Source organism: Mycetocola sp. Y791 (assembly GCF_059445325.1).
This window is the reverse complement of sequence record NZ_JCAIUC010000002.1, coordinates 226176-247118: the sequence shown is the minus strand read 5'-3', so window position 1 is coordinate 247118 and position 20943 is coordinate 226176. Positions and strand designations below refer to the sequence as shown.

General features: G+C 65.6%; 16 protein-coding genes. 6 read left to right on the top strand and 10 right to left on the bottom strand.

Annotated features, from left to right (window positions below; genetic code table 11):
- Positions 1 to 172: 172 nt before the first annotated feature.
- The 4 genes from AC1C2N_RS06025 to AC1C2N_RS06010 all read right to left on the bottom strand — a co-directional run bounded on the left by AC1C2N_RS06025 (position 173) and on the right by AC1C2N_RS06010 (position 3179).
- Complete coding sequence (locus AC1C2N_RS06025) at positions 173 to 1147, bottom strand: NAD(P)-dependent alcohol dehydrogenase (protein ID WP_495433255.1); 975 nt, start codon at positions 1145 to 1147, stop codon at positions 173 to 175.
- A gap of 2 nt (positions 1148 to 1149) precedes the next feature.
- Complete coding sequence (locus tag AC1C2N_RS06020; protein ID WP_483406479.1) at positions 1150 to 1392, bottom strand: helix-turn-helix transcriptional regulator; 243 nt, start codon at positions 1390 to 1392, stop codon at positions 1150 to 1152.
- Positions 1386 to 1814: a hypothetical protein gene (locus AC1C2N_RS06015; RefSeq protein ID WP_495433254.1), complete on the bottom strand. Its 429-nt coding sequence runs from the start codon at positions 1812 to 1814 to the stop codon at positions 1386 to 1388. The genes AC1C2N_RS06020 and AC1C2N_RS06015 overlap by 7 nt, the downstream gene beginning before the upstream one ends.
- Before the next feature lie 75 nt (positions 1815 to 1889).
- Entirely contained in the window at positions 1890 to 3179 is a 1290-nt protein-coding gene (locus AC1C2N_RS06010; RefSeq protein ID WP_495433253.1) for an MFS transporter, read from the bottom strand.
- 124 nt (positions 3180 to 3303) lie between these two features.
- Here AC1C2N_RS06010 and AC1C2N_RS06005 point away from each other — a divergent pair, with 124 nt between their 5' ends.
- Positions 3304 to 4221, top strand: a complete 918-nt coding sequence (locus AC1C2N_RS06005) for an NADP-dependent oxidoreductase (protein WP_495433252.1) — start codon at positions 3304 to 3306, stop codon at positions 4219 to 4221.
- A gap of 418 nt (positions 4222 to 4639) precedes the next feature.
- Here the strand turns inward: AC1C2N_RS06005 and AC1C2N_RS06000 are convergent, their stop codons facing one another.
- Complete coding sequence (locus AC1C2N_RS06000; RefSeq protein WP_483406483.1) at positions 4640 to 5593, bottom strand: L-lactate dehydrogenase; 954 nt, start codon at positions 5591 to 5593, stop codon at positions 4640 to 4642.
- 154 nt (positions 5594 to 5747) lie between these two features.
- Between AC1C2N_RS06000 and AC1C2N_RS05995 the strand changes: the two genes are divergently transcribed.
- Positions 5748 to 6884, top strand: coding sequence for a hypothetical protein (locus AC1C2N_RS05995; protein WP_483406484.1), 1137 nt, complete (start codon positions 5748 to 5750; stop codon positions 6882 to 6884).
- 153 nt (positions 6885 to 7037) lie between these two features.
- Here the strand turns inward: AC1C2N_RS05995 and AC1C2N_RS05990 are convergent, their stop codons facing one another.
- The 3 genes from AC1C2N_RS05990 to AC1C2N_RS05980 form a co-directional block, all read right to left on the bottom strand.
- Complete coding sequence (locus AC1C2N_RS05990) at positions 7038 to 8516, bottom strand: flotillin family protein (RefSeq protein ID WP_495433251.1); 1479 nt, start codon at positions 8514 to 8516, stop codon at positions 7038 to 7040.
- 124 nt (positions 8517 to 8640) lie between these two features.
- Positions 8641 to 8964, bottom strand: coding sequence for a nuclear transport factor 2 family protein (locus AC1C2N_RS05985; RefSeq protein WP_495433250.1), 324 nt, complete (start codon positions 8962 to 8964; stop codon positions 8641 to 8643).
- 294 nt (positions 8965 to 9258) lie between these two features.
- Entirely contained in the window at positions 9259 to 10182 is a 924-nt protein-coding gene (locus tag AC1C2N_RS05980) for a J domain-containing protein (protein ID WP_495433249.1), read from the bottom strand.
- Between the two features lie 630 nt (positions 10183 to 10812).
- Between AC1C2N_RS05980 and AC1C2N_RS05975 the strand changes: the two genes are divergently transcribed.
- Both AC1C2N_RS05975 and AC1C2N_RS05970 read left to right on the top strand, forming a co-directional pair.
- Positions 10813 to 11490 (top strand): response regulator transcription factor, encoded by a 678-nt coding sequence (locus AC1C2N_RS05975; protein ID WP_483406488.1) that lies wholly within the window; start codon positions 10813 to 10815, stop codon positions 11488 to 11490.
- Positions 11483 to 12943, top strand: a complete 1461-nt coding sequence (locus tag AC1C2N_RS05970; protein ID WP_495433248.1) for a sensor histidine kinase — start codon at positions 11483 to 11485, stop codon at positions 12941 to 12943. The genes AC1C2N_RS05975 and AC1C2N_RS05970 overlap by 8 nt, the downstream gene beginning before the upstream one ends.
- A 95-nt stretch (positions 12944 to 13038) precedes the next feature.
- Here the strand turns inward: AC1C2N_RS05970 and AC1C2N_RS05965 are convergent, their stop codons facing one another.
- Complete coding sequence (locus AC1C2N_RS05965) at positions 13039 to 17277, bottom strand: DUF5979 domain-containing protein (protein ID WP_495433247.1); 4239 nt, start codon at positions 17275 to 17277, stop codon at positions 13039 to 13041.
- 303 nt (positions 17278 to 17580) lie between these two features.
- Complete coding sequence (locus tag AC1C2N_RS05960) at positions 17581 to 19422, bottom strand: thioester domain-containing protein (RefSeq protein ID WP_483406491.1); 1842 nt, start codon at positions 19420 to 19422, stop codon at positions 17581 to 17583.
- Between the two features lie 317 nt (positions 19423 to 19739).
- Here AC1C2N_RS05960 and AC1C2N_RS05955 point away from each other — a divergent pair, with 317 nt between their 5' ends.
- The gene (locus AC1C2N_RS05955) at positions 19740 to 20336 is read left to right on the top strand and encodes a PepSY domain-containing protein (RefSeq protein ID WP_483406492.1); all 597 of its coding nucleotides are present in this window, start codon (positions 19740 to 19742) and stop codon (positions 20334 to 20336) included.
- 255 nt (positions 20337 to 20591) lie between these two features.
- Positions 20592 to 20903 carry a hypothetical protein gene (locus AC1C2N_RS05950; RefSeq protein WP_483406493.1) on the top strand — a complete coding sequence of 104 codons (312 nt, stop codon included), beginning with the start codon at positions 20592 to 20594 and terminating at the stop codon, positions 20901 to 20903.
- Positions 20904 to 20943: the final 40 nt, after the last annotated feature.

Genomic DNA, 20943 nt, shown 5'->3' with positions numbered 1-20943 from the left:
ACCTGAAAAACGGATGCCGGTGAGCCGCGTTCGCGACCACCCCGGGGCGTCGCCCGCAGCGAGACAAGGAGAACGGGCCGGCACAAGGACGCAATCGCGACTCGAGTCCTTGTGCGGGCGTTGTTTCCTTGCCTCAGCGTCACGCACCCGCCCGAGCCGCCCCGACCGTCGGCTAAACCGTGACGACGACCTTGCCGAGCGGCCGACCCGCGTGCAGGTACTCGATCGCGTCGCCGGCCTGCTCGAGCGGGAACACCCGGTCGACGGCGGGCACAACCGTGCCAGCCCCGAGCATGTCGCGCAGTGCCTCGAGGGTGGGCAGGTCCTCACTCGACATGAGTCCCTTGAACTTCTGGTCCGAGAAGAGCGACCGAAGCGGCGCAAACATCGAGCGACCGAACCCACCGAGCAGCGGCCCACCGCCCTCGCCGCCGACAATGACGAGGGTGCCTCGTTTCGTCAGCACCCGACGCAGCCTGCCCAGCGGCGTGCGTCCCGCGGTGTCGATGATGAGGTCGAACCGTTCGGCACCCGCAGTCACATCCTCGACGGTTCGGTCGATCACGCGGGCTGCCCCGAGCGACGCCACGAAGTCGACCTTGCCCGTGCCGCACACCCCGGTCACGGTCGCACCCGTCGCTACGGCGATCTGCACGGCGAAGGAGCCGACCCCGCCACCGGCGCCGAGCACGAGCACCTTCTGCCCGGGCATCAGTCCGCCGGCGTCGTGCACCGCGTGCAGCGCCGTGCACCCCGACACGGGCGCCGCTGCGGCCTGCTCGAAGCTCACGTTCGCGGGCTTGAGCACGAGACGCTCCTCGGCGGCACGGGTGAACTCGGCGAAGCTGCCATCGAGCGTCGTGCCGAATACCTCGTCACCCACCGTGAACCGGGTGACCGCAGAGCCGACCTCTGAAACCACGCCAGCGACATCCCGACCGGGAATCGGCTGCTTCGGGCCCCGAAAACCAAACCCGAACAGTCTCAGCAGATAGGGCTTCCCGGCCGTGGTGTGCCAGACCCCGGCGTCAACGCCAGCGGCCCGAACCGCCACGAGCACATCGGTATCGCGCACCGTAGGTGGATCGACGTCATCGACCCGCAGTACATCCGGTGTTCCATATCGGTCTTGAACGACAACCTTCATGATCACTCCTCGGTGACGGAGGGCGCCGAATAAGAGAACACATCGTCGAGCGGCACCCCAAAGACACCGGCGATTTCGAATGCCATCTCGAGCGACGGCGAATACCGCCCCTGCTCGATGGCGATGATGGTCTGGCGCGTGACGCCGATGCGGTCGGCCAGTTCGGCCTGGGTCATCTCGCCGTTCAGGAACCTCAGCCGGCGGATGTCATTGGTGACGCGCGTGGCCGCCTTCGTCCTCACCATGTCGGCAGGCCCCGGCGGTAGGCGATGACGCGGGCAATGGAGCCGAGGAAGGCCGACAACACGAACGCGAGGTAGATCGCGTTGGCGATCCAGAAGTACGGCGCCTCAAGCATCGCCAGAATCAGCGCTGTAACGGCACCGATGATGACGAACGACTGGCCAACCGAGTCACCGAAGTGGGTGATGTCGCGGTCCCGCTGGTCTTTTCTCCCAGCGTCCTTCGGCGAGAAGATGCCGAACAGAATGTTGAGCAGGATTCCAGCGACGATCCCGCCGCCGATGGTCCAGAGCATCGTCGTCACCCATGCGGTATCCATCAGTGAAACGGATGCCGCCTGCACGGCCAGGATCACCAGGTACGTCGCGTAGCCCGCGAGCGACACGACCAGCATGACCCACGCGCTTTTCTCTTCGGACGACATCCGCTGCTCCCTGCATGTCAAGAAAACCTTACATCGATCAATGTAAAGAAAACCTGACTTGGTGTCAAGGAAAAGTTACTCGACAGTGGCGCCGGAGGTCGCGCGTTCGGCGCGCGGGCGCACCGCCGGCAGCCCGACCACCAGGACCGCAACGACGATCACCGCAACGAGCACCCCAGCCGACACCGCGAGGCCGGGGTACCCGACAAGCGCGAGAGCAGGACCCGCTGAGGCAGCGCCCGCCGCACCCGCCAGGTTCATGACGAGGTCGCTCCGGCCCTGAATGACGGGCCGGGCCGCGCCGGTCACGAGGTCGCCGAGCAGAGCGGATGCCGCGACCGTCGACGCGCTCCAGCCCAGGCCGAGGAAGATGAGGCCGACGGTGACCCGGGTCGTGGATTCGTCACCGAACGCAACGGTTGCGAGCGCAATCACGAACAGTGCCTGCCCGGTCAGGATGATCGGGAACCGGCCGACCCGGTCGCTGAGCCAGCCAAACACCGGTGACAGGGCGAACATGCCGCCGATGTGCAGGCTCAGCGTGAGGCCGACGCCGGCCAGCGAGGTTCCGTGATGCACGAGGTGAACCGGCGTCATCGACATCACCGAGACCATGATCGCGTGGCTGAGGCCGAGGATGCCGATCGTCATGAACACGAGGGAGCGGTTGCGGGCGATACCGCCCGGGGTGGTTTCCGCTTCTGCGGAGTCCTGTGTGGGCTGGGCCGCCGCGAGTTCCTGGCTGACGAGATACGGGTCTGGCCGAAGCGCGAAAGCGTAGACACACACGGCGGCGAACTGGGCGACGACCGCGATGACGAAGGATCCGGTGAGTGGTGGCATCCCGAACCACTCGGCAATCGCCTCGCCGGGGCCGAACAGGTTCGGTCCGATGACGGAGCCGATCGTGGCCGACCACACCACGATCGAGAGGTCGCGACCACGGTGACGCGGATCGGCGACGTCGGTAGCCGCGAACCGCGACTGCAACCCGACAGCAGCGCCGGCGCCGAGCATGGCGAAGCCGAGCAGCATGAGCGGGAAGAAGTCCATCGCGGCGGAGAGCACGGTGACCACCGCACCGAACAGGGCGGTCAGGGTGCCGAGCGAGAGCGAGATTCGCCTGCCATAGCGACGGGTGAGCCGGCCGAGGGGGATCGCCGCCGCGGCCGCTCCGAGCGTGCTCAACGTCGCGGCAGTGCCGGCCCAGGCCTCTGACCCGCCCACCTCCGTCGCGAGCACCGACCCGATGGAGAGGGTCGCACCGATGCCGAGACCACCGAGGATCTGGCCGGCGACGAGCACCCACACCGTACGTTTTTGCAGGGCGATGAGGTCGACGGTGGCTGTGGTCACGGCATCCATTCTCCCCACTTCATGACCCGAATGCACCGTGTCAAACCGCCGCGAATGGGAACAATTCGGACAGCTGCCGCGTAAGACTCAGGGACGGGCAACAACCGCCCGTGCACGACAGGAAGCAGGACGCATGCCTCGATTTCTTCAGTACACCGAGTTCGGCGGGCCAGAGGTCCTGAAACTCATCACGGTCGACAAGCCGATCGCGGGGCCGGGCGAGATCGTCGTTCGGGTGAAGGCCGTCGGTCTCAACCCTGTCGACTTCAAGATTTTCCGTGGTCCGGCTGCCGAGACCTACGGGGCAACGCTGCCCTCCGGCGTCGCCAACGACTACTCGGGCGTCGTCGAGCAGATCGGCGAGGGCGTCACCCGCTTCGCCGTCGGCGACGAGGTGTTCGGCGGTGCCCGCAACTACGCGATGGCCGACTTCCTGGTCACCACCGAAGACGCCACCATTGTGCACAAGCCAGCTGACCTGAGCTTCGAGCAGGCCGCCGGGCTCACCGTTGTCGGGCGCACCGCGTGGGCCACCGTCGAGGCGTTCGGACTGACGGATGCCGACACCGTGCTCATCAGCGCCGCCGCGGGTGGTGTCGGTGTGCTTGCCGTTCAGCTCGCGAAGCGCAAGGGCGCGACGGTCGTCGGTACAGCGAGCGAGTCGAACCACGAGTTCGTGCGTTCACTCGGCGCGATCCCCGTTGCCTACGGCGGCGGGTTCGTGGAGCGGCTGCGTGAGGCAGCACAGCAGGGCTACACAGCGGCGCTCGACAACCACGGACCTGACACCATCGACGCGGCACTCGAACTCGGCATCCCGATCGAGCGCATCAACACGATCGCCGTCTACGGCCCGGCCGACCGCGGCGCATCCCACATTGGCGGCGCCCAGGCCAGCACCGAGGACCTCGCCCGCGTGGCCGAGCTCGTCGCGAACGGTGAACTCGAGTTCCCGGTGAGCGGCATCTACCCGCTCGAGCGTGCGGCCGAAGCCTACGAGGAGCTCGAGCGCGGCCACGTGCGCGGCAAGCTCATCGTCGTCACCGACTAGGGGGCGCCGAGTGGCGGTCGCGCGCCCGCACGTTTAACAGGAGATCGCACGCTTATCAGGACCAAAGTCGCGAAAGCATCCTGATAACCATGCGATCTCCTGCGCTGCGGACGCGGCCGACGGCATCCGCTGCCTTCCCACACGACTTGGCCGACGGCATCCGCTCGGCGCAGCACCATCAACGAACGGATGCCGTCGGCCCGGGATAAGGAACCGGGCCGGGATAAGGAAACAGTGCCCAGATAAGGACCAAACCGGCGGTTCTGTCCTTATCTGGCGCCGTTGTCCTTATCTCGGCACCGAGAACTCGGCACCCAGAGCGGGACACCGAGAGCTCGGCACCGAGAGCGCGGCACTGAGAGTGGAGCCCCGAGAGCGGAGCCCGAGAGTGGAGCCCCGAGAACGGGCCGGCGCCCGACTACAGCACGTGGGCGAGTGACGCGCGAAGCTCCTCCGCCGACCGGTGCAGAAGGTCGACCTCGACCTCGTCGATCGGCACATCAAGCGTGCGAATCACGCCCTGCGAACCCACGATCGACGGCACGCTGAGCGCGACGCCGCTGATGCCGCGGTAGTCGGTCAAGAGGCTCGACACCGGGAGGATCGCCCGCTCGTTCTGCAGCACGGCCTCAACGATGCGCGCACCCGAGAGGCCGATGGCGTAGTTGGTCGCACCTTTGCCCTCGATGATCTTGTAGGCGGCGTGCACCACATCCGAGGTGAGCGACTCGAGCCGTTCGCGCGGGAACAGCCGCGTGCCGCTCTCGTCGGTCCAGTCGCGCAGCGGGGTCTGTCCGATCGTGGCATCCGACCAGATCGGGAACTCGCTGTCACCGTGCTCGCCCATGATGAGGGCGTGGACGCTCTGCGGCGCCACATCGGCGGCCTCGGCCAGCAGCCAGCGCAGCCGCGCGGAGTCGAGCACGGTGCCGGAGGAGAAGATGCGGCCGGCGGGCAGGTCGACCGCGCGCTCGGCGACGACGGTGAGCACGTCACACGGGTTCGTCACGAGCACGAACACGGCGTTCGGCGCGAGCTCGACGAGCCGGGGCATGAGGTCCTCGAGAATTCGGGCGTTGGTCGCCGCGAGATCGAGCCGCGTCTGGCCGGGCTTCTGCTTGGCCCCTGCGGTGATCACCACGACGTCGGAATCCGCGACGAGTTCGATGTCCGCGCCACCGGTGATGCGGCTCGACCCGATGAACTGCCTGCCGTGTGCGAGGTCGAGCACCTCAGCGTCTACCCTCGACGCGTTGAGGTCGTAGAGCACGACCTCCCTCGCCGAGCCGCGAATGAGTGCGGCAAAGGCGAGAGACGATCCCACACTCCCCGCACCGATGATCGAGAGTTTGGTGTTTCGCACTGGGCTCATAGCCCCATTATGGCGAGATAGCCGCCGATAGATAGAGAACAGCGGGCGGATGCCGTCGGCCGGTTGACAGCATCCGCACGGTGTCCAGGCCCAACGTCGCGAAAGCCGTCGTCCGATGGAAACAAGCACAGCGACCGACCGCTAGCGTGTAACCGTGAGCCTGACGTCCCCTCAATCTTCCCTCGATTTTGACCCGACCCCGCTGATCGAACCGGTCGACCCGCAACGAGTTCTGGAGTACCACAAAGCGAAGGAAGCGAGCCGCAAACCCACCACTGTCGGCGGGTTCGTGTGGATCGTGATCGTGTGGGCCGTTGTCGCCTTCGCTGCTGTGTGCTGCCTCATTACGGTCGTGCCTCTGTTCATCGACCTTGCCCTCCTCCCCGCAGGGCCGATCCTCGTCCCACTCGTGCTCGCGGCCATCGTGGCGGCCATTGTGCTCATGGTTCGGCGAGCCGTTGCGGCGGGGCGCCGCGAACAGGAGACTCGTTACCGGCTTGACCGATTCGCGGCCGCGAACGGCATGACGTACCAGCCCCGTGTCACCGACCCCAAGCATCCCGGAATGATCTTCTGGGTCGGCAGCGGGCGCGTCTCCACCGACGTCCTTCGCACCGTTGGGTCACCGCACGTCGAATACGGCCACCATGATTACGTGGTGCGCCGCGGCAAAAGGTCGACGACATACCGCTGGGGCTACATCGCGATCGAACTCGGCACTGCGCTTCCACACATCGTGCTCGACGCCGCCGCGAATAACTCCATTCTTGGCACGAACCTGCCGACCTCGTTTGGGGTCCAACAGCGACTTTCGCTCGAGGGCGATTTCGATCGTTACTTCGAGCTGTACTGCCCCGAGGGGTACGAACGCGACGCGCTCTACCTCTTCTCACCAGACATCATGGCGCGGTTCGTCGACAACGCCGCCCTCTTTGACATCGAAATCGTCGACAACACCCTCTTTCTCTACACCGGTCCCGGAATCTCGACGCTGAACCCTGAGATGTGGGCCTGGCTCTTCGGCACGGTATCGGCGCTGCAGACCAAGATCGATCAGTGGACGCACTGGCGCGACGAGCGGTTGCTCGAACCCGCTGCCGTTCCAGCTCCGGCTCCAGCTGGCATCCCTGCGGATGCGCCCACGGCTGCGGCCGTGAGTGCACCCCCACCGTCGCGGCCGCCCGGTGTCGCCGTCGATGGCCGTCGGTTGCGTCGGGGTGGAGGCAATCTCTGGATTGGTCTCGGCATCATCGTCGTTGGCTTCGTGGTGCCCTGGCTCCTCGCGGACTGAACCACCTGCATCCGGCAGAGCGGATGCCACGGCTCACACCACGCGGATGCCGCGGCGGCGCAAGGAAAAAGGCCCCGGATAAGGACAAAAGTACTGATTCTGTCCTTATCCGGGGCCGATTTCCTTATCTCGGTGCGAGTGCGCCCCGCGTTGTTACTCGGCGGAGGCGGAAACCGGGGCAGCGTCCGGGGCTGCAGCGGCGTCGGCAGGGGCAGCAGCGTGAGCCGGCGCAGGCGCCTCGGCCGTCACACCTTTCTTGGGTGCGGCAGCGGCCGACGCCGAGCGACCGCCGACGTAACCATTGAGCAGGCTCGCGAGGTCGATGCCGGTCGAGTCCTTGAGCAGCTGGGTGACCTCGGTGACGTTGCCGACGACCTGCTTCGAGAGGTGCGAAGCGCCGTCCGTCGAGATGACCGTGAGGTTGTCGATCGCGCCATACGGAGCGGCGAGCTGCTTTGCGATCTCGGGCAGGATCTCGATGGCGCGCTGCTGCAGAAGCGCCTCGGACTCGTCGCGGAGCGCGGCAACCCGCAGCTCGGTGGCTCGCGCTTCGGCCTCACCCTTGGCGAAGATGGCGGCTGCTTCAGCCTCACCCTCGGCACGGGTTGCTTCTGCCTCGGCGATACGGCGGTCGCGGTCTGCCTTCGCCTCCGCGACGACCTGGGCTGCGTGAGCTTCGGCGATCTGGCGGATGCGGTACGACTCGGCATCCGCTGTCTTACGCACGTCGGCGTTGAGCTGCTGCTCCCGCAGTGCGGTCTCGCGCTGCGCGGTGATCTCGCGCTGCTGCAGGATGCCCTGCTGCGCGAACGCCTCGGCGAGCGGCTTCGCTGCTTCTGCCTCCGCGAGCGCCTTATCGGTCTCGCTCTTGATCGACGCGTTCTTCAGCGACAGCTCGCGGTTGGCGTCGGCGATGGCCTCTGCTGCCTCGATGCGGGCCTGCTCGGATGCCCGCGCGGACACGGACTCGGCGATCTCTGCGGCCTGGCGAACACGAGCCTGCTCCGGACGACCGAGGTCGGTGATGTAGCCCTTGTCGTCGGCGATTTCCTTGATCTGGAAGGTGTCGACGTCGAGACCCTGGTTGAGGAGCGACGTACGCGCCGCCTCAATGACCTGCTCGGCGAGGCCGGCTCGGTCCCGAATGATCTCCTCGACGGTGAGGTTACCGATCGACGAGCGCAGCGAACCCGACAGCACTTCCTGGGTGAACGGTTCGATGTGCTGGTCCTGGCCGAGGAAACGCTGGGCAGCGGAACGGATCGCCCCGTCGCTGTCGCCGACCTTGACGACCGCGACAGCCTCGATGCGAATGGTCACACCGTTGCGGGTCTGCGCGACCACCTGGATGCCGATGGCACGCGAGCGCAGCGACATCGAGAACTGCTTCTGCAGGAAGGGAATGACGAAGACACCGCCACCCTGCACCACCTTCTGGCCGGTGAGGTCGGTGATGGTGCGGCCGTCGGCACCCACCGATTTGCGGGCACGACGCCCGGTGACGATGATCGCTTCGTCGGGCTGCGCGATCTTGTAGCGGCCCTGGATGAACATGATGATGACGATCAGCAGGATGACACCCACCACGACCGCCACGATGATCGGGCTCAGAACAATTCCTAGCAATTCCATGACTCTCCTCGGCGCCGGCGGTCGGGCGGCGCCCCCAGCCTAGCGGGGCGCTATTTCGCGGCGATAGACACCAGTCAGGGGCTCCGCAACGACCCGGGCTGCCCGACGCCGAACGGTCAGGGATTCAGACAGTGATCGTCATGTCGCTGATGAGGTCTTCCGCGACAGTGAAGCTCAAATGCACTCGCGCCGTGGCGCCACCACGGCCCACCGTTGCGGTTACCGTGGCGTGCTCACGCGTGGTGATCTCGGCGGTGACGTCGACGGCCACCCCGGCTCCGCGGAGATTGGACTCCGCCCAGGTACGAATCGCGTCGCGCCCGGTGATGACCCTGCCGCGATCGTTGACCGTTGCGTCGGCGGCGAACGTCTCGATAAACGCCTCGGAATCCCCGGCGTTCGCGGCGGCAATCAGTCGCGCGACCGGTTCCGGCAGTGAGCTCGTCATGATCGGTCCTTTCGCTTTCAGCAACCGTAGTGCCGTCGCCCCACGGCCCGAAAGAGCCGTTTGGCCCGCCCGTCGTACAGTTTGCGGGCGTTGCTCATCCCGGTTATGTTGAAACCGGACCGCGCAACGGGGAATGTGCAGACTGCGTCCTCCGGCAGTGTCGGATCCGGTCTCTTTCGGGGGAAAGAGAAGGCGGAGCGTTCACGCCCGCCGTGCTGGACGAGTGGGCACCTGCAGGGGGTAGGTGCCCCTCTAGCAGCTGTCAGGCATCGCGATCGCGGCGCTTCTCGCTGACTATTCGACGAAGCGGATGCCGTTCTGCAGCCTCGTTCGCACGTCAAACAGTTCGTTTCCGCCGGCGCGATCCATACCGGGCAGGCCATTGCGCAGCAGCCCGGGCAGGTACGACGAACGCACAGCGAGGGTCACCGCGCCGCGGCTCGAGCCGAGTTCGACGACGGACTCCTCGATCGCGTCATCCGGGAGCACTATCACCAGCGCTGTGAAACGCGCCCGAAGCGACCGGGACAGGACCTTGGCGCGGGCGGCCAGGTCGTGCATGGGACGTTCGCCGGCAACGGCCTCACCGATGAGTTCGCCGCGCTTGACCTTCACCGGGCCACCGAAGTCCTCCGACAGCAGAGCGAAGAGCCCCGTCGGACCGAGCACTATGTGGTCGATTTTCTCGTCGGGAGCGCCGGTTGCGACGTCGTGCCAGACGGTGAAGCCGAGGCCAAGGTCGGCCAGGCTGCGTGCCGTGGCTTCCTCGGCGAGCGCATCGGCGAGGAGATGCCTGAGCTCGCGCGGAGCGGTGCGCACAAGAGCCGGGTCGTACGGGTCCGCCTCGACGCCACGACCGGTCCACTCCCGCATGAGCCGGAGGTAGCGTTCCCTGCGCCAGCCGCCGGGGTGCCCGTACGAACGCGCCCGAGGGCGCGAGTCTGGCTGGGGCTTCGCGGCCGATGCCGACCAGGTGGGATGGGTCTCCCCGTTCGAGGATCCGCTGCCGCGTCCCCGGTCATAGGCCGCACGGCCCTCTGTCGTCCCGATCCGCTCCCAAGCAACCTGCACCGCCGTGAACCGGGCAGCACTGCCACCGGTGTCGGGGTGGGTCTCCCGCATAAGCCTGCGGTACGCGCGCCGAAGTTCATCCTGGTCGGCGGTCGGACTCACGCCGAGCACCTCGTATGGCGTCGCCGAGATCGGGCTGTCTGGCATCCGCTCGCTTTCAATCGGGAAATCTGCTGACTCACGATACCGAGAAAATCTGTGAGCGAGGCGACCGTGTTCACGCCCTGAGCGAAAAGGTCGGGAGTGCCCGGCGGTCCGGTGTGCTTCGGGAGGAAAACCGGCCCCCAAAGGCCCATACCTCGACGGGCCCAGCCTTAATCCTCCCCAAAACCCACCGCCCCCGGCGAAGCGGCCCCAGCCCGGTCGCCGCGCGCGCTAGGCGCCATTACCGCCGGGTCACCGCGCCTGGTGCCACCACCGCCGGGTCGCTGCGGGTTTTCGGGAGGAAGAACCGGCCACCCACGCCCCCTACGTCGACGGACCCCACCTTTTCCCTCCCCAAACCAGCCGCCCCAACCGCTCCGCCCCGTGAAGGGCCTCGGCCCGAGTTCGCCGCCCCCGCCCCGGGCTGACTCTCTACGGCCTGGTGCCGAGCCGAAGCCAGTACCCCTTCCGCGGTGTTTCGGGAGGAAGAACCGGCCACCCAAGGCCCACACGTCGACGGACCCAGACTTCTACCTCCCGAAGCCACGGGCCTGCCCGGCACACTCGGCTTCGGCGGCAGCTTCAGCGCCGCTTCAGCCGTGCTCCGGCAGAATGGCCGGGGAGGTGATCGGCATGCGGATACTCGTGGTCGAAGACGAAAAGCGGCTCGCGGACGGGCTCCGGCGTGGGCTTGAGGCCGAGGGCTTCGCGGTCGATGTCGCCGAAACCGGCACCGACGGGCTCTGGCTGGCGCGGGAAAACCAGTACTCGGTGATCCTCCTCGACATCATGCTGCCGGGCATGAGCGGCTACCGCGTCTGCGAGACCCTGCGCGCCGACAAGAACTGGACGCCCATCCTCATGCTCACCGCCAAGGACGGCGAATGGGACCAGGTCGAGGCACTCGATACCGGTGCAGACGACTACCTCACCAAGCCGTTCTCCTTCGCGATCCTGCTCGCCCGCGTGCGCGCGCTGATGCGCCGCGGTGCCGCAGAGCGCCCCGTCGTGCTCGAGGCGGGCGACATCCGGGTGGATCCGGCCGCCCGTCGGGTCTGGCGCGGTGACGCTCCGATCGACCTGACCAGCCGTGAATTCGCCGTGCTCGAGTACCTCATCCGCAATCTCGGCACCGTGGTGTCGAAGCGCGAGGTACTCGACAACGTGTGGGACTTCGACTTCGAGGGCGACCCGAACATCGTCGAGGTCTACGTACGGCACCTCCGCAACAAACTCGACCGTCCGTTTGGCCGCGAGGCCATCGAAACCCTGCGCGGTGCGGGCTACCGGCTGGCGGCGAACGGTGGCTGACTCGCCCGCGCGCCGACGGCTCTCGCTCCGCAGCCGCATCGTCCTCGCCGCGACCGCCATTGTCGCCGTCGCGCTCCTGGTCGGCGCCGCCGGGTTCATCGCCTTGTTGCAGGGGTCACTCCGCGAGGGTGTGCAGGGGAGGGCCGAGCAAACCCTCAGCGACCTCGTCAACCGGGTGGAGGCATCCGGCCTTGAATCGCTGACAACGGATGCCACCACACCGGATGCCCCGTCACCTGACGATTCCGACGACGACGATGACGACTCCGACAGCAGCGACGACCCGGTGACCCAGACGACCGAAGACTTCCTCGCCGGCTTCGACGACGATGAGGCTTTCTTCCAGGTGATCGCCACGTCGGGCCGCGTTCTGGCGGCAAGCGAGAACGCCGCCGACATTGGTGCCGTGGCGGTTCCGCCGCGCGGCGAGGCCGAAACAGTGACCCTGCCCGGAGATTCTGAGCGGTTCATCGCCGTCGCAACTGAGGTGGACGACCTCACGATTGTGACCGGTCGAAGCGTCGGCGACGTCGGCGAAACCACGGAAACGGTCATCCAGCTGCTGGCGATCGCCCTGCCCGTGCTTCTGGCATTTGTCGCGCTGACCACGTGGTTCGTCGTCGGACGTGCCTTGCAGCCGGTCGAACGGATGCGCCGCGAGGTCGACGACGTGACGAGCGCCCACCTCGACCGGCGGATCGCCGACCCGGGGTCACGCGACGAGATCGGGCGCCTCGCGGCAACGATGAACCGGATGCTCGACCGGCTCGACGCGTCGCAGAAGACCCAGCGACGGTTCATCTCGGATGCCTCGCACGAGTTGCGATCACCGCTCGCGTCGATGCGCCAGTATGCCGAGGTGGCCCGTGCGCATCCCGACCGGGTGAGCGGGACCGAGCTGTCTGACGTTGTCCTCGACGAGGGCGCGAGGCTCGAGCGGCTCGTGCAGGGGATGCTCGTGCTCGCGAAGGCGGATGAGCGCACGCTGATCCCGAACCGCACGCCCGTCGACCTCGACGACCTCGTGCTCGGTGAGGTCCGCCGGCTCAAAGACACCACGTCGCTGCGGATCGACGCCAGCGCCGTCGGGCCTGCTCGGGTGCTCGGCGATGTGGGCCTACTCGGTCAGGCTGTGCGAAACCTCGCCGATAACGCCGCGCGTCACGCGGCGAGAACCGTGCGGTTCGAGCTGAGCGAGGCGGCCGGGCAGGTACTGCTCGCGGTCTCCGACGACGGCGCAGGCGTGCCGGAGGCCGACCGTGAGCGGATCTTTGAGCGCTTCGTCCGGCTCGACGACGCTCGCGCCCGCGACTCGGGCGGCAGCGGTCTCGGCCTGTCAATCGTGCGCGAGATCGCCGTTGCACACGGCGGGTCTGTCGCTGTCACCGCAAGCGAACTGGGTGGTGCGCGATTCGAACTGCGGATGCCGGCGGCATCCGTTTCGCCCGAATAAAACGCACACTCCAGGCAACGCCGAGAACGGGGCTGTAATGGGTTTCCCCACTACAGCCCCGTTGTCATGGCTAGCCGGACTAGCCCGCTGACCCTCTAACTGTTCCGGCGGGCGGATTCACGTCGCCGGACCGCCGCGCCGCGGATCAGAATCATCGCCAGCCCGCCCGCGATCACCCCGCCCGCAATCAGCAGGGACATGCCCGGGTTGGAACCCGTCATCGGGAGGTAGCTTGAGCCACCGCCGCCGCCACTGGGGGTTTCTTCCCTGGTCACGGTGTTGGTGATCGTTGCGTCGACGAAAGCACCGGTCGCGATGGTGACGGTCACATCATCCGTCGCTGCTACCTGGATTCCTGCGGTCCCGCCATTCGTTGACTCCGTGACGGTGCACTCGGTTCCTGCCGGGATGCCCTGGAAGATCTGGATGTAGGAATCCGCCGTCGAGCCAGCCGGTATCGAGAAGGTGTCCGTCAATGCCTCACCGCAATCGATGTCGAGAACAATCTCGCCCTGGAGCCCGGAGGCTCCTCCGGTGATCACCTTTGTCACTCGCAGGCCACCCGGCTGGTAGCTGACGGTGTTCGTGATGGTTGCGTCGACCGTAGCTCCCGGCGCAACGGTCACGGTTACGTCATCAGTCGGTTCGACCACGACAGTTTCGGTCGCACCGGTCTCGGTTTCCGTCACCGTGCACTCCGTGTTCGCCGGAATGTTGTCGAAGGTCTCAGCGTAGGAATCGGCCGTCGCACCCGCGGGGATCGTCACGGTGTCGGTGAGCGCCTCGCCGCAGTCGATCTCGAGAACGATCTCGCCCTGTAGTCCTGCCGCGTCTCCTGTGATCACTTTGGTCACGCTCAGGCTGCCCGGCTGGAACGTCACCGTGTTGGTGATGATCGCTTCGGCGGTTGCTCCCGGCTCGATCGTGACGGTCACGTCTTCGGTGGGATCAACCACAACGGCGGATGATTCACCAGTTTCAGTTTCAGTGACGGTGCACTCCGTTCCCGCGGGCAGATCCGTAAACGTCTGCACGTAGGAACCCGCGGTTGACCCTGCAGGAATCGTGACGGTTTCGGTCAGAGCCTCACCACAGTCGATGTCGAGAACGATGTCCTCCTGGGATCCGGCACCTTCACCGGTGAGAACCTTCCTCACCTGGAGAGCACCCGGCTGGAACGTCACCGTGTTCGTGATTGTCGCTTCAGCAGTCGCACCAGGTTCGATCGTGACGGTCACATCCTCGGTCGGGTCGACTACAACCGTGGACGACTCCCCGGTTTCCGTTTCCGTTACCGTGCACTCTGTTCCCGCAGGCAGATCCGTGTATGACTGCACGTACGAATCCGCAGTGGATCCGGCAGGGATCGTGAAGGTCTCGCTCAGAGCCTCACCACAATCGATGGTGAGGACGATGTCCTCCTGCGAACCCGCAGCCTCACCCGTGATCACCTTCGTCACGTTCAAGCCACCTGGCTGGAACGTCACCGAGTTCGTGATCGTCGCGTCCGCGGTCGCACCTGGCTCGATCGTCACGGTCACATCCTCCGTGGGGTCGACCAGGACCGTGGACGACTCACCCGTTTCCGTCTCCGTCACCGTGCACTCGGTACCCGCTGGCAGATCCGCGTAGGACTGCACGTACGAATCCGCAGTGGAACCGGCAGGGATGGTGAAGGTCTCTAACAGAGCCTCACCACAATCAATGGTCAGGACAATGTCCTCCTGCGAACCCGCAGCCTCACCCGTGATCACCTTCGTCACGTTCAGAACACCTGGCCGGAACGTCACAGTGTTCGTGATCGTCGCCTCGGCCCCTTCACCGGGCGGGATCGTGACGGTCACGTCCTCCGTGGGATCGACCACAACCGTGGACGACTCACCCGTTTCGGTCTCCGTGATCGTGCACTCGGTACCCGACGGCAGGTCCTCGTAGGACTGGGCGTAGGAATCCGCGGTTGACCCTGCAGGGATCGTAAAGGTCTCGCTCAGAGCCTCACCGCAATCAATGCTCAGGACGATGTCCTCCTGCGACCCGGCAGCATCACCCGTGATCACCTTCGTCACGTTCAGCACACCTGGCCGGAACGTCACCGTGTTGGTGATCGTCGCTTCGGCGGTTGCACCCGGTTCGATCGTGACGGTCACGTCCTCGGTCGGGTCAACCACGACCGTGGACGACTCACCGGTTTCGGTCTCCGTAATCGTGCATTCGGTACCCGCTGGCAGATCCGCGTAGGACTGAACGTAAGAATCGGCGGCAGACCCGGCAGGGATCGTGAAGGTCTCACTCAGAGCCTCACCACAATCGATGCTCAGGACGATGTCCTCCTGCGAACCCGCCGCCTCGCCCGTGATCACCTTCGTGACATTCAAGTTGCCCGGCTGGTTGGTCACCGTGTTGGTGATCGTCGCGTCGACGATCGTCCCCGGCGTCACGGTGACGGTCACGTTCTCCGTCGGCACCACCAGAGCAGTTTGCGTTGTCCCAGTCTCGGTCTCGGTGACCGTGCACTCGGTGTTCGCCGGAATATTGTTGAAAGTCTGAACATACGAATCGGCCGTCGCACCCGCCGGAATTGTGACGGTCTCGCTCAGCGCTTCCCCGCAACTCACCTGGAGGACAATCTCACCCTGCAGACCAGCAGCCTCACCCGTGACAACCTTCGTCACCCGAAGACCGCCTGGCTGGAAGGTGGCTGTGTTCGTGATTGTCGCATCGGACGTGGCTCCCGGTGCGATGGTGACCGTCACAGCCTCGGTTGGATCGACCACAACCGTGGAGGATTCACCGGTTGAGGTCTCTGTGACGGTGCACGAAGTTCCTGCGGGAAGGTCCGTGTAGGACTGAACGTAGGAGCCCGCAGCAGAGCCGGCAGGGATTGTGAAGGTTTCCGCAAGAGCGGCACCGCAGTCAATGCTGAGGACGATGTCCTCCTGCGAGCCCGCTGCCTCACCCGTAACGACCTTCGTCACGTTCAGCACACCCGGCCGGGTGGTGACCGTGTTCGCGATGGTGATTGTCTCGCCGTCCGCATCGACGGTCGCGCTCTGGGGTGCGTCGGTCGTCACTTCAACGGTCGTTGTCGACCCTGTCGTCGGCTCGGTGACCGTACAGGTATTTCCTTCTGGAATTCCCGGGTAGGTGAACGTCTGTGTTGCTGTTGCGTTGGCAGGGATATCCGCCGTGTAGGTGTAATCCTCACCGCAGTCGATGAGGAGTTGAATCGGACCCTGTTGACCAACAGCATCGCCCGCGAAGGTCTTATTGACCGTGAGGTTTCCGACAGCAAAGAAAGTGTGTGTCGCCTGCGCCACTGCCTCGAGCTCTGTGGTCTGCGCCAGAATCAGGTGCTGGGCCTCGGTCAGGTCGGGGTCGTTGCCGTCATAGATGTACACCTGCCCCCGCTGCACGGTCACAGCGGCCCGGGCGCTCAGCGTCGTGTCGTTGGCCGTCGTTGCGGTACTCGTGACCCAGAGGGAGGTGCCGGATGGCACCGTACTGTTGTTGGCCACAGGGATGGTCGCCGCCTCATCGGCGAAAAGCGCGTACCCGTCGGGCACCGCAACAGTTAACTCGGCGGCATTCTCTGCCTCGACGACGAAGGGACCACCCGTTCCACCGACGGGTGCCTCGGCTGTCGTCGGAGTGATCGTGACGTTGGGAGCGGGCGGTTCCACGACGGGCCCGTTGGTCTGCGCCTCCTGGACAATCGCCGCTACTGCGTTCCGCAAAGGTCCCGGCGCGGTAGCCACCACGTAGCCATCAGTGAAGTACCAGATCGCGGCCTGGACCGCGGCGGCCTTCTGGGTGTTTGTCAGGCCGGTCGGTCGGTCCGTGGTCGGGTAGTAGTTGTTGAGGATGTAGGTCACGTAACCGATGTTGGGAATGGTTGATTCTTCCCAGGTGCCGCTTTCGTATCCGACCCCGTTCTGCGTCTGGACCCGGATGTTGATGCAGTACATCTCCGCCGTCAGGGTCGGGTCGGAGAGCGATGCCGTCCGGATGGTTCCCGCCCACGAGTTTTCTGGTGAATAGCCGGTGGTCGGATTAGTGGTGGGGTACGCCGCCGTGGGGTCCTGGGTGGTCGGTGTTGTCGGTAGGAACCCCTGGACTGTCTGGCCGGTACCGCGGCCGAGGACTTGAATCTCTGTGTTTGACGCTCGCGGCGAGTTGCCACCGGGCTGGGGATCAGGTTCGGCGGCCCCGGCTGCGTTGCCGAAGGGCATGAGGAGCATCGCGAGCATCGCGACAACGGCTGCGATCGAGAACACGAGTCGATATGGCGCAAACCGCCCGATCGAGCGAGGGCCGAAAATGGGTGCGGCGTTCATTGGTTTCCTCAACTTCATAAGGTGAACGGGTCACATCTGGTTCGTTACGTGAACGGGTCACATCTGGCAGAACGGCCTCATCACAACCGCCGATCATGTCCGGGACCAGCCGAGCCAGCGAGCCGCCGAACACTAACGGTGATCATCCCCGTCGCTACGGCAGCGAATAGAGGCGAATGTCCCGTGCGGGCCCGGGTCCCGTGCTCTCGTGCTCTCGATTCAACTGCGGATGCCGGCGGCATCCGTTTGTTGAGAGAGAACCAACGAGAGGGCGCGCCGGAATCATCCGCCGCAGCCTCTCCGCTAGCATTTCTCGCTGCCCACAATCCTCGGGCGGCGCCGTGACGCCGCTGCTGCAAGCAGCACCATGAGCGTTCCAGCTGCGAGTACTCCTCCCGCCAGGAGCAGGGGCGCCGTCGGGTTCGCGCCCGTCGGGGGCAAGTACCCGGACTGGCCGCCGGTTTCCGGCGTCGACGGGGTCACCGGGGTTGCCGGTGTTTCTTCCTCTGTGACCGTGTTCGTGATGGTTGCGTCAACCACCAGACCAGGGACAATGACGACCGTGACGTCATCCGTCGCGTCGACCAGCACGGCCCCGCTGGCACCGGTACTGGTCTCCGAGATCGTGCACTCGGTGCCGGCGGCAAGGCCGAAGTATGCCTGAACATAGGAGCCAGCGACGGTGCCGGCGGGAATCGTCACGGTCTCGGCGAGCGCCGTGCCGCAATCGATGTCGAGCACGATCTCGCCCTGGAGCCCGGCGGCGTCTCCGGTCACGACTTTGGTGACGGTGAGATCGCCTGGCCGAAGCGTGACCGTGTTATCGACGGTGACCGTTTCACCATCAGCGTCGATCGTCGCCTCCTGTGGCGTGTTGCTCGTCACCTCGACCGCGGTTGTCGACCCTGTCGTCGGCTCGGTAACGGTGCAGGTATTTCCAACCGGGATCCCGGGGTACGTGAAGGTTTGCGGCTCTGTCGCATTGGCGGGGATGACACTCGTGAAGCTGAAACCTTCGCCGCAGTCCACCAGGAGCTGGATCGGGCCCTGCTGTCCAACCCCATCGCCAGCAAAGGTCTTGGTCACGGTCAAGCTTCCGGCTGCGAAGAAGCCGGGTGTCGCCTGCGCCACGGCCTCAAGTTCGGTGGTCCGCGCGAGAATCACACTCTGCGCGTCCGGCAGGTTGGGATCGTTGCCGTCATAGACATAGATCTGCCCGCCCTGCGCGGTCACCGCGGCGCGCGCGCTCAACGTCGTTTCATTCGGTGTCGTCGTTTCACTGGTCACCCAGATGGAGGTGCCCGAGGCAACAGTGCTGGGGTTCGCCAGCGGGGTTGTCGCTGCCGCATCGGCGAACATCGAGTATCCGGTCGGCACCGATACCGTCAACTCGGCGGCACCCTCAGCGGCGACAACAAACGGCCCGGCAGCTGAACCCACAGGAGCTTCGGCTGTCGGCGGAGTAATCGTCACATCGGGAGCGGCTGGCTGAGCCGTCGGCCCCGCGGCCTGCGCTGCTTCGACGATGGCCACCGTTGCCGCCCTCACGACCTGCTCAGACGTGTTCACGATGTAGCCATCGGTAAACCACCAAATCGCGGCCTGGACGGCGGCGGCCCTCTGGTTATCTGTCAGCCCACTGGGCTCGGTGGTGGACGGGTAGTAGTTATTGACGATGTAGGCCACGTATCCGATGTTGGCCACGTTGGCCTCGTCCCAGGTTGCACTCTCGTAGCCGACACCAACCTGTGTCTCCACCCCGAGCTCGATGCAGTACACCTCAGCCGTCAGGGCCGGGTTGTCGACCGAACTCGTGATGATCGTTCCCGCGTACCTGCCCACCGCTTGATACCCGGTCGGATTGGCGGTTGGATACGGCTCAGCCGGATCGGGCGGTGACGATGTTGGCGGCGCGAACGCCGCGACTCTCTGGGCAGCACCCAGGGCGGTGGCTCGGATTTCCGTGTTCGCACCCGGCTCGGCATCGGAGATGGGAAATGGGTCAGGCACTGACGCCCTCGCTGCACCGCCCAATGGCGTCAGGACCATCGCGAACAGGGCGATGGCCGCTGCGAACAAGAACAGGACTCGATACGCACCGAACCGTCCCATCGAGCGACGACTAAAAATGGGTGCAGCGTTCATTGGTTTCCCCAACATCCTGTGAACTGGTCGCATCTGACCGACCGGGACCCCCTCACTACAGCCCCCGCCGTGTGCCTGCGTGCCGCCGGAGTCGGAGAGCCGCAAACACTACCCGCGATCATCCCTTCGGGTGCGGCAGCGAATAGAGCCAAACGTCCTGTCCCGGCCCGGCGTCAGGGCGCATCGTCCCTACCCGAGGATGTCGGCGGCATCCGTTTCGCCTTCCTGAAATTGGCTTCAGGAGGCTTCAGGCCTGCTTCAGCGAGAGACGGGCACAGTGGAACAAACGCCACAGCAAACGCCACAAGGAGGCTCTCGTGAAGAAGAAGACAGTGTTGATCGGATCCGCACTCGCAGCAGTGCTCGTGCTCGGAGGAACCGGCGTCGCCGTCGCGGTGACCGAGCCGTTCGACAACGATGAGCAGCTCACCGGCTCGTCGCTCGAGAAGGCGTCGAAGGCAGCCCTCGACGAGGTCGGCGAGGGAAAGGTGACCGACTCAGAGGCTGACGGTTCGGGTTACGAGGTTGAGGTCACCCGCGACGACGGAACCGAAGTGGAGGTCGTTCTGGACGAGTCTTTCGCCGTTGTTCGGGTTGATGAGGGTGACGAGGATTCAGAGACGGATGCCACCGAGAACGGTGATGCCGGGACGAATGCCGCTGAAACGGACGCCACTGAAACTCCGCTGACCGCCGACGAGCGCGCACAGGCTGAGGCTGCGGCGCTTGCCGAGGTTCCGGGCACCGTCACCGACGTCGAGCGCAGCGACGACGCCGACCACGCGTTCGAGGTCGAGATCACCCGCGAGGACGGCACGCAGGCGGACGTCGAACTCGATGACGCATTCGTGGTTGTACGGGTCCTCGAGGACGCAGCGGACACCACGGATGATGGCACCGCCAGCACCAACTAATCGATTTCCCGAGGAGGGGTTCGGGCGCCTGGCGCTCGGCCCCTCCTTTTGTGCGTGCCGGGAAGTGTGCCGGGAAATTTGCGCGGTGAGGTTACGCGCCCGCGGTGGCCGAAAGCATCCGTTCCGGTCGAAAGCAACCGTTGCGCCGGATGTTCTCGACCGGAACTGATGCTCTCGCGCGCGTCGACCTGAGCGGAAGCAGCCCCGGAGCGCAAGGGGGTTCTGGGTATCGGCCCGCCCCCGTAACCTCGACGCATGAGTGATGAAACACTGAACCCAGGACAGGGCGTACCGAGTGGTGACCCGGTGGAAGAGACGCCGAGTGGTGACCTCAACGACGTTGAGCAGACCACGAAGGACCGGTCATACAGTCCGTCGAGCGCGGTCGAGACCGAGGAACTGCAGAACGCGGGCGGCGATTCGCCGGCCCTCGACGATCCTGACATCGACGATGACAACGTCACTCTGTTGCCCGGCACGGGTGGACCCGATGATGTCGGCGACATCGACGTCGACCCGGGTGAGATCGATATGAGCGGGAACGCCGGCAAGCCTCACGCTGAGTGACGTCGGGGCTCGGCCCCACTGCCTCCCCAGGAGCCTCAAG